A 16060-nucleotide genomic window follows, 5' to 3' on the forward strand; every position below is an offset into this window, starting at 1 on the left:
CCGGGCGGGTGCGGGGGAGACCTCGGCACCCGCCCGGCGCTCCGCTGTGTACGGCGCTGTCCGGCGGTGGCCCTCAGCCGGGCCGCCGCGCGGCCAGCGACAGCACCCGCCGCGCTCCCGCCACCACCGCCGCGTCCACGAACCGCCCGTCCGGCAGCGCCCGCGCCCCGCCGCCCTCCGCCGCCGCACGTACCACCTGCTCCGCCGCCGCCACCTCCTCCGGTGAGGGCAGATGGGCGGCCTCGATGACCGGGAGCTGACGGGGGTGGATCGCCACCCGCCCCAGGAACCCCAGCGCCCGGCCCTGCGCACAGGAGCGGGCCAGTCCGTCCAGGTCGCGTACGTCCGGGTAGACCGACTGCGGCGGCGGTGCCAGCCCGGCGGCGCGGGCCGCGACCACGGTCCGGCTGCGCGGCCAGGCCAGCCCCGCGTCGTCCCGTACGCCCAGCTCCGCGCAGAGGTCGGTCTCGCCGAGCGCGATCCCGTGCAGCGCCGGGTGCGCGACGGCGATGGCGAAGGCGTGCTCGACACCCAGCGCGGATTCCAGCAGCGCGTACAGCGCAGGCGAGACCCGGCCCACGCCCCGGTCCGCAGTCGTCCCGCCCACGCCCCGGTCCGCAGTCGTCCCGCCCACGCCCCGGTCCGCCATCGCCCGGTCCGGGACCCGGTCCGTCGTCGCCCAGGCCACCGCCCGGTGGACATCGGCCGGCCCGCGCACCTTCGGGAGCCGCAGCCCGGCCAGGCCCGGCAGCGCGGCGAGCGTGCGGATCTCGGTCTCGGCGAGCGGCCCGTCCAGGGCGTTGACCCGGACGTGCACCGGCGCGGGACCCGGGGCCGGGTCGCCGAGCAGTTCGGCGGTGGCCCGCAGGGCCCGCGCCTTGCGGTCCGGGGCGACCGCGTCCTCCAGGTCGATCACCACCACATCGGCCCCGCAGCCGAGCGCCCTGGCGACCACCTCCGGGCGGTCACCGGGCACATAGAGCCAGGTCAGCGGAGTCCGGGCGGGGGCTTCCCGAAACGTGCCGGTCTCCCGGGGCGGGCGCACGGTCACAGCGCGCCCGCCCGGCGGAGTCCGTCGATCGCGGCGCGGTCCAGGCCGATCCCGGTCAGCACCTCATCGGTGTCCGCGCCGTGCGGGCGGCCCGCCCAGCGGATGGCGCCCGGCGTCTCCGAGAGCCGGAAGAGCACGTTCTGCATCCGCAGTGTGCCCAGTTCGTCGTCCGGGACCTCGGTGACGGTCCCCAGCGCCCGGTACTGCGGATCCGCCAGGACACCGCGGATGTCGTAGACGGGTGCGACGGCCGCCTCGGCCTTCTCGAACGCGGCCAGCACCTCGGCCCGGCCGTGCCGGGCGATCCACCCGCCGACGGCCTCGTCCAGCTCGTCGGCGTGCGCGGCCCGCCCGGTGCCGGTCGGGAACCAGGGTTCGTCGATCAGCTCCGGCCGCCCGACCAGCCGCATCACCCGCTCGGCGACGGACTCGGCCGAGGTGGAGACCGCCACCCAGGAGCCGTCCGCGGTGCGGTAGGTGTTCCGCGGCGCGACGTTCCCGGAGCGGTTGCCGGTCCGGGTCTGGACGTGCCCGAGCCGGTCGTACCAGAGCGGCTGCGGGCCGAGCACGGTCAGCAGCGGCTCGATCAGCGCCAGGTCCACGACCTGGCCGCGGCCGGAGGCCTCCCGCCCGCGCAGCGCGGTCAGCACGGCGTACGACGTGGTCAGCGCGGCGATCCCGTCGGCGAGGCCGAACGGCGGCAGGGTCGGCGGCCCGTCCGGCTCCCCGGTGATCGCGGCGAATCCGCTCATCGCCTCGGCGAGCGTGCCGAACCCGGGGCGCCGGGCGTACGGGCCGAACTGGCCGAAGCCGGTGACCCGGGCCAGCACCAGCCGCGGGTTGACGGCGGACAGCTCGTCCCAGCCCAGGCCCCACTTCTCCAGGGTTCCGGGCCGGAAGTTCTCGATGACGACATCGGCCCCGGTGGCCAGCCGCAGCAGGACGTCCCTGCCGTCCGGGTGGGACAGGTCCAGCGTGATGGTCTTCTTGTTGCGGCCGAGCAGCTTCCACCACAGCCCGATGCCGTCCTCGGCCGGACCGTGGCCGCGCGCGGGGTCGGGCCGCCGCGGATGCTCGACCTTGATCACCTCGGCGCCGAAGTCCCCGAGCAGGGTGGCGGCCAGCGGCCCGGCGAAGAGCGTGGCGAGGTCGAGCACCCGCAGCCCGGCCAGGGCCTGCGCCGGGAGCCCTGCCTGTCCCAGGCCGTCCCGCTCCGGCGGGCCGGAGCGGGACGGGTCCGCCGGGGTGTGGTGGCCGGTCATGGTGCGGATACCTCCGGTGGGTCGGGTCGGTCCGGTCCGTCGGGTTGCTCCGGTCGGTCGGGCCGGTCGGGGGTGCGGACGGCGAGCGCGGCGGTCCGGCGCGCCAGGGTGTCGAAGCCGATGCCGTCCAGCCCTCCGACGCCGGTGGCGAGCCGGTTGCCGAGCGGCGCCGTCCAGCGGCCGGGCAGCGCGGCCGGCGACCCGGCGAGCAGTCCGGCCAGCGAACCGGCCGTCGCACCGTTGGAGTCGGTGTCCCAACCGCCGGACACCGCACGGCACACGGAGCCGGTGAAGTCCCCGTCGGCATGGGTGAGCGCGGCCGCCAGCAGCGCCGTGTTCGGCACCGCGTGCACCCAGTGGTAGTGCCGGTACTCCGCGTGCAGCCGGTCGACGACGGCCGCGAAACCCTCCGCCGTGCCGGCCGGTTCGTCGTGCGCCGCCGTGATGCCCAGGCGGACGGCCCGGGCGAGCCGGGACCGCGGGGGGACCACGGCGAGCCCGGCCCGCAGCGCACCGTGCACATCTGCGTCACCGCCTGCTGCCGCGGCGAGCGCGGCGGCCGTGAACATCGCCGCGTACACCCCGTTCGCGGTGTGGCTGAGGACCGCGTCCCGCCAGGCCTGGGCCGCGGCGGCGGCCGGATCGCCGGGCCGGGTCCAGCCGTGGACGTCCGCCCGGATCCGCGCACCGGTCCACTCCCGGAACGGGTTGCGGTACCGGGCGGTGTCCGGCGGCTCGATCCCGTCCAGGAGGTTGCGGTACGCGACGCGCTCGGCGGTGAAGGTACGGCCGGCCGGCAGCTCGTCCAGCCACAGCCGTGCCACGTCGGACGTGCCGAAGCCATGCCCGTGGCGTTCGAGCAGCAGCAGCCCCAGCAACGGGTGGTCGAGGTCGTCGTCCTCGGGCATCCCGGCGATGTTCTCGGCGAGCGAGGTGTCCCGGCTGCGGCGGTTCCACGGGTGGCGGGCGGCGACCGCCGGGTCGAGTCCGGTCCCGGTGAAGTACGCGCGCAGCGGCCAGTTCCCGGTCGAGCGGGCGATCGCCCGGATCCCGTCGAGCGGCAGCTTCTCGACCGGTTTGCCGAGCAGACACCCGGCCGCCCGCCCGAGCCAGGCGGCTTCCAGCCGCGCGGTCAGCGCCTCCGTGTCGTCCGCCTGAACCGTCAACGTCCCCCGGGGCCAGGAGAGCTGAATACCCGTCAGTTCGGTGGGCTCCTCGTCCGCCAACGGGCTGGGCAGCAGGGCGAGTTCATCGAGCAGAGCCTTCGCCAGGGTGCGCAGTGCCGGTTCTGCGGGGGCGGGGGAGGTGCCCGCCCGGTCCGGTGCGGGCCGGCCGCCCGCGGCCCGCCACCGGCGCGCGATCCCGGCCGCGTCCCGGCCGTCCTCCGCCGCCTGCCGCAGCTCGTGCCCGAGCAGGTCCTCGGGCTGCACCCAGGTCACCCGTAGCGGCGCCCCGTACACCGGTGGCGCGGACGGAACGGCGGCCGCCGGAGCCGTCACCGTACGCCCGCCTCCGTCATCGCGGGGATCGCCGAGATCGCGGTGAAGGCCTGCTCATGGGTACGGGCGCGGGCCCGGTCACGGGTGAAGACCTCGCGCGCGACGGTGGCCAGTGACGCTCCGGGCGCCTGCAGATCCAGCCGGCTGGCGCGGGCGACCTCCCCGCTCCACTCCTCCGGTACCGCCGTGGCGCCGCGCAGCGCGCCGGCCAGCGCGCCGCTCATCGTGGCGATCGAGTCGCAGTCGCGGCCGTAGTTGACCGAGCCGAGGACGGTGGCCCGGTAGTCGCCGCGCCCGACCAGCAACATGCCCAGGGCGATGGGGAGTTCCTCGACGGAGTGCAGCCGGGAGGGGCGGCGGGCACCCAGCGAGGGGTTGCGGTAGTCGGGGCCGACGGTGTCGAACGGGGCGACCGCCGCCCGCAGCGGCGCCAGCGCGGACTCGAAGCCGTCGAGCGGCGCGGCGGCCTCGCAGACCGCCTCGATCGCGGCGCGGGTGCCGTCCTTGGCGAGCCGCAGCGCCTGGACGACGACCGAGGACGGGGTGGCGTCGGGCGCGAACGCGGCGGCCACCGCGGCGGCGAACACCCCCGCCGCCTCCCGCCCGTACGAGGACTGGTGGGCGCCGGCGATGTCCAGCGCCTCGGCGTAGGCCCGGTCGGGGTTGCCGGCGTTGACGACGCCGACCGGCGCCATGTACATCGCCGCACCGCAGTTGACGATGTTGCCGACGCCCGCCTCGCGCGGATCGGCGTGCCCGTAGTGCAGCCGCGCCACGATCCACTTCTCGGCGAGGAAGATCCGCTGGAGCGGCAGCGCCTCGGTCTCCAGTTCCGGGATCCAGCGCGGGGTGCCGATCAGGTCCGGTACGAGGTGGTCGGCGACGTCGTAGGCGTCGAGGTGGTCGCGCACCGACTCGTAGACCCGGACCAGGGCATGGGTCATCAGGGTGTCGTCGGTGACATGGCCGTTTCCCTTGTGGTACGGGGCGAGCGGGCGGGCGGTGCGCCAGTCGTCGTGGAACGGGCCGACGATGCCGGTGACCCGGCCGCCATGCCGTTTGACGATCTCCTCGGGGGTCCGGCCCTCGACCGGCCCGCCGAGCGCGTCGCCGACGGCGGCGCCGACCAGCGCGCCGATCGCCCGGTCCTCCAGGGACGGCGGGGCCGGGGGCGCCGCGGGTGCCGCGGGCGCTGCGGGTGCGTCGGCTGCCGCGGGCGTGACCGGCCGGATCCGGGTGGCCGGGGGTTCGGACCGGCCCGGCGCGGTCGGCGGGGTCTCGCTGGTGTACGTCATGGGTGGAGGAGTCCTTCCGCGGTGGGGGAGCAGGCCGGGGCCGGTGCGGCCTCGGGGCGGGCTTCGGGCGGGGCATCGGGAGCGGTGTGAGGGGTGGTCGGCCCGGTACCGGCGAGCCGCCCGGCCAGCTCGACCAGGTCGGTGCCGGCCAGCCGGGGCAGTGCGCAGCCGGAGAGCACCCGGCAGGCGTCACGCCAGGTGCGGGGCAGCGCGGCGGCGCCGGTCAGCGCGCCGGTCAGCGCCCCGGCGAGGGCGGGGGCGGAGTCGGCGACCCGGGACAGGCAGGCGGCGGCCGGGACCGCCTCGGCGGCCAGCCCGTCCGTCGCCAGCGCGAGCGCGAGGGCGATGGGGACGGTCTCGGCGGCGGCGATGCCGTAGCTGTAGACGTGGTCGACGATCTCGTGCTCCAGCACGGGCACCAGGGCGAAGGCGCTCCCGGACCGGCCGGCGCGGCCGGCGCTCCCGGAGCGGTCGGAGTGGCCGGCGTGGTCGGAACGGCCGGGAGCGTCGGCGGCGAAGGTCTCGGCCAGCCGGAGCGCGTGCAGCGTGTTGCGGCGGATCTCGGTGCCCTCGGGGAGCTGGCCGAGCGCGGTGCCGACGCAGTCCGCGGCGGGCCGCCCGGCGAGCGCGGCCGCGACCGCGGCGGCCATCGCCCGGGCGCCGTGCACCCCGTCGCCGTCCTGGGTGTAGCGCGCGTCGTACTCGGCCAGATCGGCCGCCGCGGCCGGTTCGCCCGGGTGCACCACGGCCAGCACGGTGGCCCGTACGCAGGCCGCGTCGTCGAAGAAGTGCGGATTGTCGTGGCCGGTGGCGGGCGGCCGCAGCCCGGCGGCGAGGTTGCCCAGCCCGGCCCGTACGGAGATCCGGGCGCGCAGCGGCAGCACCGCGGACTCCACCTCGGGGGCCCGGTCCGCGGCCGCGGCGACCTCGCCCGCCAGCGCGTTCCAGGCCAGGTCGAGGGCGGCGCGGATCCGGCGGTCGCGGCCGGGGCCGGCGAGCCGGGTACCGGCGGCGGTGAGCACGGCCTCGGCGGTGAAGGCCGCCCATTCGGCGTCGTCGGACGGGCCGAGCAGCAGTGGCTCCGGCGGCTGGTTGAGGGCGATCGGCACGGGGAGTGTGGTGGTGGCGTTCTGCTCGGCGAAGGTGTCCAGCTCGCGGGTGAGCCGCCGGGTCCACTCGGGCATCCGCGCCGCCCGGTGCCGCGCGGCGGGCCACCCGGCGGCATCGCCCGCGGCCAGCCCGAGCAGCAGCCCCTCGACACGGTCGCGGGCGGTGGGGTCCGCGGCGCCCTGGGGGGCGCGCCGGCCGCTCATCCGGCCCTCACCCCGGTCACCGCGTCTGCCGAGCCCGCCGCAGCCGCCGTGCCCGCCGTGCCCGCCGTGCGCGCCGCATCCGTCGGGCTCGCGGTGCCCGCCGCGTCAGCTGCGCCCGCTGTGGCCGCCGTGCCCGCCACGCCCGCCGCCTCGCCGCCCGGTGTCAACAGCTCCGCGATGTCCAGGACGTGATGGCCGGCCATCGACGGCAGACAGCTGCCGCGGGCCGGGCCGATGGCGCGGCCCCAGGCCTCGGGGATCGCGCCCGCCCCGTGGAGCGCACCGGCCAGCGCGCCGGCCACCGCCGCCGTGGTGTCGGCGTCGCGGCCCATGTTCACCGCGGTCAGCACCGACCCGGAAAAGTCGCCACCGGCCGCGGCGAACGCGCCGAACGCCAGCCCGACGGCCTCCGGCGCCAGATCCGTCCAGGGGTAGCCGCCGACCACCACGGCGGAGCGCACCGCGCGCTCGGTACCGAGCCGGGTGATGCCCGGATCGTGCCGGCAGCGCTGTGCGGCGCCCACCGCGCGGCGCAGCGAGCGGGCGGTCCAGGAGTCCTCCGGTACGACGGAGAGCGCGGCGGCGACGACCGCGTCGGTGGCGGACCGGAGGCCTGCCGACGGCCCCCGGGGGAGGGCGACCATGGCGGCGGCGACCCCGGCGGCCACCGCCCGCCCGCCGTGGATCCCCTCGCCGTCGTGGCTGACCGTGCCGTCGATGGCGACCAGCCGGGCGGCCTCGGCGGGCCGTCCGGCGGCGAACACCCCGAACGGCGCGGCGCGCATCGCCAGGCCGTCGCTCCAGGCGTGCCGGTGCTGTGCCGAGATGGGGGCGGCCAGGCCGCGCCGCAGGTTCTCCAGGGTGCCGCGCTCGCTGAAACCGGCGCCGCGGAACGGCCCTTCGTCGCGGTCGGCGATCCACTCGTGCCAGGCCGCCTCGACGTCGGCGACGGTCAGCGCCGAGCCGTGGGCCGCCAGCAGCAGCCCGGAGAAGAGGGCGTACTCGGTGTCGTCGGTGCCGGCCGGGTCGTCCTCGACGTAGCCCTCGATGCGGCCCCAGCGGCACCGGATCTGAGAGGGCTTCAGGTTCTCCGCGGGCGCGCCCAGCGCGTCCCCGACGGCCAGCCCGAGCAGCGCACCGCGGGCCCGGTCGCGTAACGGGGCGGGACGCTCCGGCGGCGGGGACGGGGGGTGCGCGGCAGTCATGGTGGTATCCGTGCCACGTGGCGGCCCGGCTCTCCTGCCCGCGGCGGCAGGGTCACCCGGTCGACTCCCCGGACGGACCACAGGGGGACGACAGGGGCCGCAGGGGGACCACGGGCCGTCAACAGGCGGACCGGAGAGGGACCGCGGAAGGGCCGGGGAAGGACCGCGGAAGAGCCGGGGAAGGACCGCGGACGGCGCCCGGCATCGGCTGTGACCGGTGTCTCAACTCCCGCCTCCGAGGAAAACCGCAGGTCAGCGCGGTAAGTTCGGCCTTCCTTGCTAGCGGAGGAGGGTAATTCGCGCATAGCTTCGAGGTGTTGGAGGGGGAAGCGCCGCTGTCGGCCCACACCCCGGTGAAGGAAGCAGGTCCCAGCTATGTCCGTCATGGAGATCATGGATGCCGCGGCGCCGACCCACGTGGCCCACCGTGACAACCACACCCACCGCGATGTGAACGGCGGCTGGCTCCGCCCCGCCGTCTTCGGTGCGATGGACGGCCTGGTCTCGAACCTCGCCCTGATGACGGGCGTCGCCGGCGGTGCGCTGTCCCAGCAGACGATTATCATCACCGGCCTGGCGGGGATGGCCGCCGGTGCCTTCTCGATGGCCGCGGGGGAGTACACCTCGGTCGCCTCGCAGCGTGAGCTGGTACAGGCCGAGCTGGACATCGAGCGGGCCCAGCTGCGCAAGCACCCGAAGGACGAGCAGGCGGAGCTGGCCGCCCTGTACACCTCGCGCGGAGTGGAGCCGGCGCTCGCCCGCGAGGTGGCCGCGCAGCTGTCGAAGGACCCCGAGCAGGCCCTGGAGATCCATGCCCGCGAGGAGTTGGGTGTCGACCCGTCCGACCTTCCTTCTCCTGTCGTAGCCGCGGTCTCATCCTTTGGATCGTTTGCGTTGGGCGCGCTTTTGCCTGTCCTTCCTTACCTGTTGGGGGCTTCCGCGATCTGGCCGGCGGTGCTGTTGGCGCTCCTCGGGCTCTTCGCCTGCGGTGCGGTCGTGGCGCGGGTGACGGCACGCTCCTGGTGGTTCAGCGGGCTGCGGCAACTGGCTCTCGGCGGCGCCGCCGCGGGTGTGACCTACGCCCTGGGGGCACTCTTCGGAACCGTCGTAGGGTGACTGCGCCATCCGGGTGACGGCATCATGACCGCGTTACCCAGCGGTTTCGTTTCCTTGACGACCGGGCATAAGGCCCTGGCGTCGCGGGCAATGTCGCCCGCCGGACGCCGCCCTGCGGGCAGGCCCGGATCCGCCCGCGTTCTGCCGTCACCTGACCCACCGCAACCGCGGTGTCCGCATGTTGGAAGCCCCTTTTCGCTTTTCGGGAAGGGAGCCATCCTGTAACCTGCACGAAATTTCGCGGAGGGCCAACGTCGTCCCTCGGCACTGCCTATGCCACGACGACGTTGGGAGAGCCGATGCGCCACGCGTCCACGCACTCCGCGACCACCAGCAGCACTGACGCCGCCTGGTCGCCCATGGACGGCCGCCCCGCCCGGCAGGGGATGTACGACCCGCGCAACGAGCGCGACGCCTGCGGCGTCGGCTTCGTGGCGACCCTTACCGGCGAGGCCAGCCACGCGCTGGTCGAGCAGGCGCTCACCGTTCTGACGAACCTGGAGCACCGCGGTGCCACCGGCTCCGAGCCCGACTCGGGGGACGGCGCCGGCATCCTGCTCCAGGTGCCGGACGCGTTCCTCCGCGACGAGGTCACCTTCGCGCTCCCCGCGGCCGGCGCCTACGCCGTCGGTATCGCCTTCCTGCCCTCCGACGCCCACGAGGCGGCCGAAGCCGTCTCACGCATCGAGACGATCGCGGTGGAAGAGGGCCTCGACGTCATCGGCTGGCGCGTCGTCCCGGTCGCCCCGCAGCTGCTCGGCAACGGCGCCCGCGCCACCATGCCGGCCTTCTCCCAGCTCTTCGTTTCGGACCAGCACAGCGTCACCGACGGGAAGAGCACCGGCCTGGCCCTGGACCGCAAGGCCTTCGTCCTGCGCAAGCGCGCCGAGCGCGAAGCGGGCGTCTACTTCCCGTCGCTCTCCGCCCGGACGATCGTGTACAAGGGCATGCTGACCACCGGCCAGCTGGAGCCCTTCTTCCCCGACCTGTCCGACCGCCGCTTCGCCACCGCCATCGCGCTGGTCCACTCGCGGTTCTCCACCAACACCTTCCCGAGCTGGCCGCTGGCCCACCCGTACCGCTTCGTCGCGCACAACGGCGAGATCAACACCGTCCAGGGCAACCGCAACTGGATGCGCGCCCGCGAGTCCCAGCTCGCCTCGGACCTGTTCGGCAAGGGCGACCACCTCGAGCGGCTCTTCCCCGTCTGCACCCCGGACGCCTCCGACTCCGCCTCCTTCGACGAAGTCCTGGAGCTGCTCCACCTCGGCGGCCGCCCGCTGCCGCACGCGGTGCTGATGATGGTCCCCGAGGCCTGGGAGAACTCCCCCTCCATGGACCCGGCCCGGCGCGCCTTCTACCAGTACCACTCCACGATGATGGAGCCCTGGGACGGCCCGGCCTGCGTCACCTTCACCGACGGCACCCAGGTCGGCGCCGTGCTCGACCGCAACGGACTGCGCCCCGGCCGCTACTGGGTCACCGACGACGGCCTGGTCGTGCTCTCCTCCGAGGTCGGCGTCCTGGACATCGACCCGGCGAAGGTGGTCCGCAAGGGCCGCCTCCAGCCCGGCCGGATGTTCCTCGTCGACACCGCCGAGCACCGCATCATCGAGGACGACGAGATCAAGGCGTCCCTCGCCGCCGAACACCCCTACCAGGAGTGGCTGGACTCCGGCCTGATCGAGCTGGCCGACCTGCCCGAGCGCGAGCACATCGTGCACACCCACGCCTCGGTCACCCGCCGCCAGCAGACCTTCGGCTACACCGAGGAAGAGCTCCGCGTCATCCTCGCCCCGATGGCCAAGGCCGGCGCCGAGCCGATCGGCTCCATGGGCACCGACTCGCCGATCGCCGCGCTCTCCGAGCGCCCCCGGCTGCTCTTCGACTACTTCACCCAGCTCTTCGCGCAGGTCACCAACCCGCCGCTGGACGCCATCCGCGAGGAACTGGTCACCTCGCTGATCTCCTCGCTCGGCCCCCAGGGCAACCTCTTGGAGCCCACCGCGGCCTCCTGCCGCAGCGTCACCCTGCCGTTCCCCGTCATCGACAACGACGAGCTGGCCAAGCTCATCCACATCAACGCCGACGGCGACATGCCCGGCATGAAGGCCGTGACCCTCTCCGGCCTCTACCGGGTCTCCGGCGGCGGCGAGTCGCTGGCCGTCCGGATCCGGGAGATCTGCGCCGAGGCCGACACCGCCATCGCCGACGGCGCGCGGCTGATCGTCCTCTCCGACCGGCACTCCGACGCCGAGCACGCCCCGATCCCGTCGCTGCTGCTGACCGCCGCCGTCCACCACCACCTGATCGCCACCAGGACCCGCACCAAGGTCGGCCTGCTCGTCGAGGCCGGCGACGTCCGCGAGGTCCACCACGTCGCGCTGCTCATCGGCTACGGCGCGGCCGCCGTCAACCCGTACCTGGCCATGGAGTCCGTCGAGGACCTGGTCCGGGCCGGCACCTTCCTGCCCGGCGTCGAGCCCGAGGCGGCCATCAGGAACCTGATCAAGGCGCTCGGCAAGGGCGTACTGAAGGTCATGTCCAAGATGGGCATCTCCACCGTCGCCTCCTACCGGGGCGCGCAGGTCTTCGAGGCCGTCGGCCTGGACGAAGACTTCGTCGCCACGTACTTCCACGGCACCGCCACCAAGATCGGCGGCGCCGGCCTGGACGTCATCGCCCGGGAGGTCGCGGAGCGGCACGCCAAGGCCTACCCGGCCTCCGGCATCGCCCCGGCGCACCGCGCCCTGGAGATCGGCGGCGAGTACCAGTGGCGCCGCGAGGGCGAACCGCACCTCTTCGACCCGGACACCGTCTTCCGGCTCCAGCACTCCACCCGCGCCCGCCGCTACGACATCTTCAAGAAGTACACCGAGCGGGTGAACGAGCAGTCGGAGCGGCTGATGACGCTCCGCGGCCTCTTCGCCTTCAAGAGCGACCGCCCGGCCATCCCGCTCGACGAGGTCGAGCCGGTCTCCGAGATCGTCAAGCGCTTCTCCACCGGCGCCATGTCGTACGGCTCCATCTCCCAGGAGGCGCACGAAACCCTCGCCCTCGCCATGAACCGGCTGGGCGGCAAGTCCAACACCGGTGAGGGCGGCGAGGACCCCGAGCGCCTCTACGACCCGGCCCGCCGCTCCGCCATCAAGCAGGTCGCCTCCGGCCGCTTCGGCGTCACCTCCGAGTACCTGGTCAACGCCGACGACATCCAGATCAAGATGGCCCAGGGCGCCAAGCCCGGCGAGGGCGGCCAGCTGCCCGGCCACAAGGTCTATCCCTGGGTCGCCAAGACGCGTCACTCGACACCGGGTGTGGGCCTCATCTCCCCGCCGCCGCACCACGACATCTACTCCATCGAGGACCTCGCCCAGCTGATCCACGACCTCAAGAACGCCAACCCGGCCGCCCGCATCCATGTGAAGCTGGTGTCCGAGGTCGGCGTCGGCACGGTCGCCGCGGGCGTCTCCAAGGCGCACGCGGACGTCGTCCTGATCTCCGGCCACGACGGCGGTACCGGCGCCTCCCCGCTGACGTCGCTGAAGCACGCCGGCGGCCCCTGGGAGCTCGGCCTCGCCGAGACCCAGCAGACCCTCCTCCTCAACGGCCTGCGCGACCGCATCGTCGTGCAGACCGACGGCCAGCTCAAGACCGGACGCGACGTCGTCATCGCCGCCCTCCTCGGCGCCGAGGAGTTCGGCTTCGCCACCGCCCCGCTGGTCGTCTCCGGCTGCGTCATGATGCGCGTCTGCCACCTCGACACCTGTCCGGTCGGCATCGCCACCCAGAACCCGGTCCTCCGCGACCGGTTCTCCGGCAAGGCCGAGTACGTCGTCAACTTCTTCGAGTTCATCGCCGAAGAGGTCCGCGAGCTCCTCGCCGAGCTGGGCTTCCGCACCCTCGAAGAGGCCGTCGGCCACGCCGAACTGCTCGACACCACCCGGGCCGTCGGCCACTGGAAGGCGCAGGGCCTGGACCTGGCCCCGCTGCTGCACGTCCCCGCACTCCCCGACGGCGCGGTCCGCCACCAGGCCACCGTCCAGGACCACGCCCTGGCGAAGGCCCTCGACAACGACCTGATCGAGCTGGCCGCCGACGCCCTGGCCGCGGACACCGCCGAGACCGCCCAGCCCGTACGGGCCCAGGTCGCGATCCGCAACATCAACCGGACCGTCGGCACCATGCTCGGCCACCAGGTCACCAGGAAGTTCGGCGGCGCGGGCCTGCCCGACGACACCATCGACATCACCTTCACCGGCTCCGCCGGCCAGTCCTTCGGCGCGTTCCTGCCGCGCGGCGTCACGCTGCGCCTGGAGGGCGACGCCAACGACTACGTCGGCAAGGGCCTCTCCGGCGGCCGGATCATCGTCCGCCCGGACCGCGGCGCCGACCACCTCGCCGAGTACTCCACCATCGCGGGCAACACCCTCGCCTACGGCGCCACCGGCGGCGAACTGTTCCTGCGCGGCCGGGTCGGCGAGCGGTTCTGCGTCCGCAACTCCGGTGCCACGGTGGTCTCCGAGGGCGTCGGTGACCACGGCTGCGAGTACATGACCGGCGGCCGCGCCGTCGTCCTGGGCGAGACCGGCCGCAACTTCGCGGCGGGCATGTCCGGCGGCATCGGCTACGTCATCGACCTCGACCCGCACATGGTCAACCGCGAACTGGCCGGCGCCGTCACCACGCTGGACGACACCGACAAGCAGTGGCTGCACGATGTGGTGCGCCGCCACCAGGAGGAGACCGGCTCCACCGTCGCCGCCGGACTCCTCGCCGACTGGGACGCCGCCACCGCCCGCTTCAGCAAGGTCGTCCCGGCCACCTACCAGGCAGTGCTCGCCGCGAAGGACGCCGCCGAGCGCGCCGGACTCTCCGAGTCCGAGACCCACGAGAAGATGATGGAGGCGGCAACTCATGGCTGACCCCAAGGGCTTCCTGACCCACGGCCGCGAGGTCGCCGAGACCCGCCCGGTCGAGGAGCGCGTCAAGGACTGGAACGAGGTCTACCGGCCCGGCTCCCTGCTGCCGATCATCAGCACGCAGGCGTCGCGCTGCATGGACTGCGGCATCCCCTTCTGCCACAACGGCTGCCCGCTCGGAAACCTCATCCCCGAGTGGAACGACTACGCCTACCGCGACGACTGGACCGGCGCCAGCGAGCGGCTGCACGCGACCAACAACTTCCCCGAGTTCACCGGCCGCCTCTGCCCCGCGCCGTGCGAGTCCGCCTGCGTCCTCGGCATCAACCAGCCCCCCGTCACCATCAAGAACGTCGAAGTCTCCATCATCGACAAGGCGTGGGACAGCGGCGACGTCACCCCGCAGCCGCCCGAGCGCCTCTCCGGCAAGACCGTCGCCGTCATCGGCTCCGGTCCGGCCGGTCTGGCCGCCGCCCAGCAGCTGACCCGGGCCGGCCACACGGTGGCGGTGTACGAGCGCGCGGACCGCATCGGCGGTCTCCTCCGCTACGGCATCCCCGAGTTCAAGATGGAGAAGCGCCATATCAACCGCCGTATCGAGCAGATGCGCGCGGAGGGCACCAAGTTCCGTACGGAGGTGGAGATCGGCCGCGACATCGACGCGGCCAGGCTGCGCAAGCGTTACGACGCCGTCGTCATCGCGGCCGGCGCCACCACCTCCCGCGACCTCCCGGTCCCCGGCCGGGACCTCAAGGGCATCCACTTCGCGATGGAGTACCTGCCGCTCGCCAACAAGGTGCAGGAGGGCGACCTGACGGTCTCCCCGATCTCCGCCGAGGGCAAGCACGTCGTGGTCATCGGCGGCGGCGACACCGGCGCGGACTGCGTCGGCACCGCCCACCGCCAGGGCGCGGCCTCCGTCACTCAGCTGGAGATCATGTCCCGGCCGGGCGACGAGCGTGATCCGCACACCCAGCCCTGGCCGACCTTCCCGATGCTCTACAAGGTCACCTCCGCCCACGAGGAGGGCGGCGAGCGCGTCTACTCCGTCTCGACGACCCACTTCGAGGGCGACGAGGACGGCAACGTCCAGTGGCTGCACCTGGCCGAGGTCGAGTTCAAGGACGGCAGGCCGGAACAGAAGCCGGGGACGGAGCGCCGCATCCCCGCCCAGCTGGTCACCCTCGCGATGGGCTTCACCGGCACCGACCAGAAGAACGGCCTGGTCGAGCAGTTCGGCCTGGAGCTGGACCAGCGCGGCAACGTCGCCCGCGACGCCGACTTCGCCACCAACGTCCCCGGCGTCTTCGTCGCGGGCGACGCCGGCCGCGGCCAGTCGCTGATCGTCTGGGCCATCGCCGAGGGCCGCTCCGCCGCCCGGGGCGTGGACCGCTACCTGACCGGCGCCAGCGACCTGCCGGCCCCCATCAGGCCGACGGACCGCGCCCTCACCGTCTGACCAACGGCCGACCAGCCGACCATCCCTGCCCGACACTGCCCGTCCCTGACGGTCCTTGCCCGCCCTTGCCCGTCCCTGACGGTCCTGCCCTGCCCGTCCCTGACGGTCCCTGAATGTCCCGTACAACGTCGTACGGAGGCACGGGAACCGGCCCGATCCGGCTCCCGACCGCGGCGCCTGTCCCCTCCCCCGACCGGAGGACAGGCGCCGCGAGTCCTCGCCCCGCCCAACTAAGGGCCGCTCCCCGGGAACCGCTCCCCCCGTCAACCGTTCCGCTCAGGAACCGCTGCGCTGCGGATAACGGCGGGACCGCTGCTCGGCCAGATCCCGGGCGGGCGCCGGTACGGGCTGCGGCGGGGGAGCGGGCGACGGACGGAAGTCGTGTACCGGCGGCTCCCATGCCCCCAGGTCGATCCGACGGTTGCTCAGCGGCAGTACCCATCGCGGGTCGGCGTGCACCCGCAGCACCTGTGCCTCGATCTGGGTCCACGCCCCGTCGACGACCGTACGCGCACCGACCCGGCGGGCCTCCAACTGCACCGGACAGTGCGCCAGTCGGGGCGGCCGGACCAGCTCCGACGGTTCCGTCCACGGTGTATCCGTCCACGGCGCGTCCGCTGAAGGGGCCAGAGTGCCCAGCCCTTCCTGGGGGCCGGTGGAGCCGGCAGAGCCCGTGGAACCCGTAGGGCCCGTCGCGTCCGGCGGCAGGTTGAACACCACGTCCGGGCGTACCGCGAGATTTTTGGCGGTGCGCCCGCGGGTCGGCAGCCAGAGGCTCACGACCGGCCCGAGCTCCCACCGGATCCGCAGCTCGACCAGAACGAATGTTCCGTCGTCGTTCTCCGTGGACAGCAGCGCCGGGGTGACCGAACTGCTCTTCTCCAGAGCGCTTTTCATGTTGTTGAGGATAGAAGTTGGATGATTCGGTTCTCACCGAAATG

Annotated in this window: 10 protein-coding genes; 3 read left to right on the top strand and 7 right to left on the bottom strand. The window is 74.0% G+C overall.

What is annotated here, in order from left to right; genetic code table 11:
• Positions 1 to 73: 73 nt before the first annotated feature.
• From AZE13_RS17700 to AZE13_RS17725, 6 genes are read right to left on the bottom strand one after another with little or no spacing between them, the layout of a single operon-like run.
• On the bottom strand, positions 74 to 1051 hold the full coding sequence (locus tag AZE13_RS17700; RefSeq protein ID WP_258527853.1) for an HpcH/HpaI aldolase/citrate lyase family protein: 978 nt from the start codon (positions 1049 to 1051) through the stop codon (positions 74 to 76).
• Positions 1048 to 2313, bottom strand: coding sequence for a CaiB/BaiF CoA transferase family protein (locus AZE13_RS17705; protein ID WP_066932345.1), 1266 nt, complete (start codon positions 2311 to 2313; stop codon positions 1048 to 1050). Before AZE13_RS17705 ends, AZE13_RS17700 begins: the two co-directional genes overlap by 4 nt.
• Positions 2310 to 3812, bottom strand: coding sequence for an ADP-ribosylglycohydrolase family protein (locus AZE13_RS17710; RefSeq protein WP_258527854.1), 1503 nt, complete (start codon positions 3810 to 3812; stop codon positions 2310 to 2312). The genes AZE13_RS17705 and AZE13_RS17710 overlap by 4 nt, the downstream gene beginning before the upstream one ends.
• Entirely contained in the window at positions 3809 to 5107 is a 1299-nt protein-coding gene (locus tag AZE13_RS17715; RefSeq protein ID WP_079124103.1) for an ADP-ribosylglycohydrolase family protein, read from the bottom strand. Before AZE13_RS17715 ends, AZE13_RS17710 begins: the two co-directional genes overlap by 4 nt.
• The gene (locus AZE13_RS17720; protein ID WP_079124104.1) at positions 5104 to 6420 is read right to left on the bottom strand and encodes an ADP-ribosylglycohydrolase family protein; all 1317 of its coding nucleotides are present in this window, start codon (positions 6418 to 6420) and stop codon (positions 5104 to 5106) included. Before AZE13_RS17720 ends, AZE13_RS17715 begins: the two co-directional genes overlap by 4 nt.
• On the bottom strand, positions 6417 to 7625 hold the full coding sequence (locus AZE13_RS17725; protein WP_079124105.1) for an ADP-ribosylglycohydrolase family protein: 1209 nt from the start codon (positions 7623 to 7625) through the stop codon (positions 6417 to 6419). Before AZE13_RS17725 ends, AZE13_RS17720 begins: the two co-directional genes overlap by 4 nt.
• 384 nt (positions 7626 to 8009) lie before the next feature.
• Between AZE13_RS17725 and AZE13_RS17730 the strand changes: the two genes are divergently transcribed.
• From AZE13_RS17730 to AZE13_RS17740, 3 genes are all read left to right on the top strand, one after another.
• Positions 8010 to 8741: a VIT1/CCC1 transporter family protein gene (locus tag AZE13_RS17730; protein ID WP_066932735.1), complete on the top strand. Its 732-nt coding sequence runs from the start codon at positions 8010 to 8012 to the stop codon at positions 8739 to 8741.
• A gap of 299 nt (positions 8742 to 9040) precedes the next feature.
• A complete protein-coding gene (gene gltB / locus AZE13_RS17735; RefSeq protein ID WP_066932346.1) occupies positions 9041 to 13663 on the top strand; it encodes a glutamate synthase large subunit in 4623 nt (1540 codons plus the stop codon).
• Positions 13656 to 15119, top strand: coding sequence for a glutamate synthase subunit beta (locus AZE13_RS17740; protein ID WP_066932348.1), 1464 nt, complete (start codon positions 13656 to 13658; stop codon positions 15117 to 15119). The genes gltB and AZE13_RS17740 overlap by 8 nt, the downstream gene beginning before the upstream one ends.
• A gap of 276 nt (positions 15120 to 15395) precedes the next feature.
• Here the strand turns inward: AZE13_RS17740 and AZE13_RS17745 are convergent, their stop codons facing one another.
• Complete coding sequence (locus AZE13_RS17745) at positions 15396 to 16016, bottom strand: hypothetical protein (protein WP_066932350.1); 621 nt, start codon at positions 16014 to 16016, stop codon at positions 15396 to 15398.
• Positions 16017 to 16060 lie beyond the last annotated feature (44 nt).

The organism is Streptomyces sp. NBRC 110611 (assembly GCF_001590865.1).
Taxonomy (GTDB): domain Bacteria; phylum Actinomycetota; class Actinomycetes; order Streptomycetales; family Streptomycetaceae; genus Streptomyces.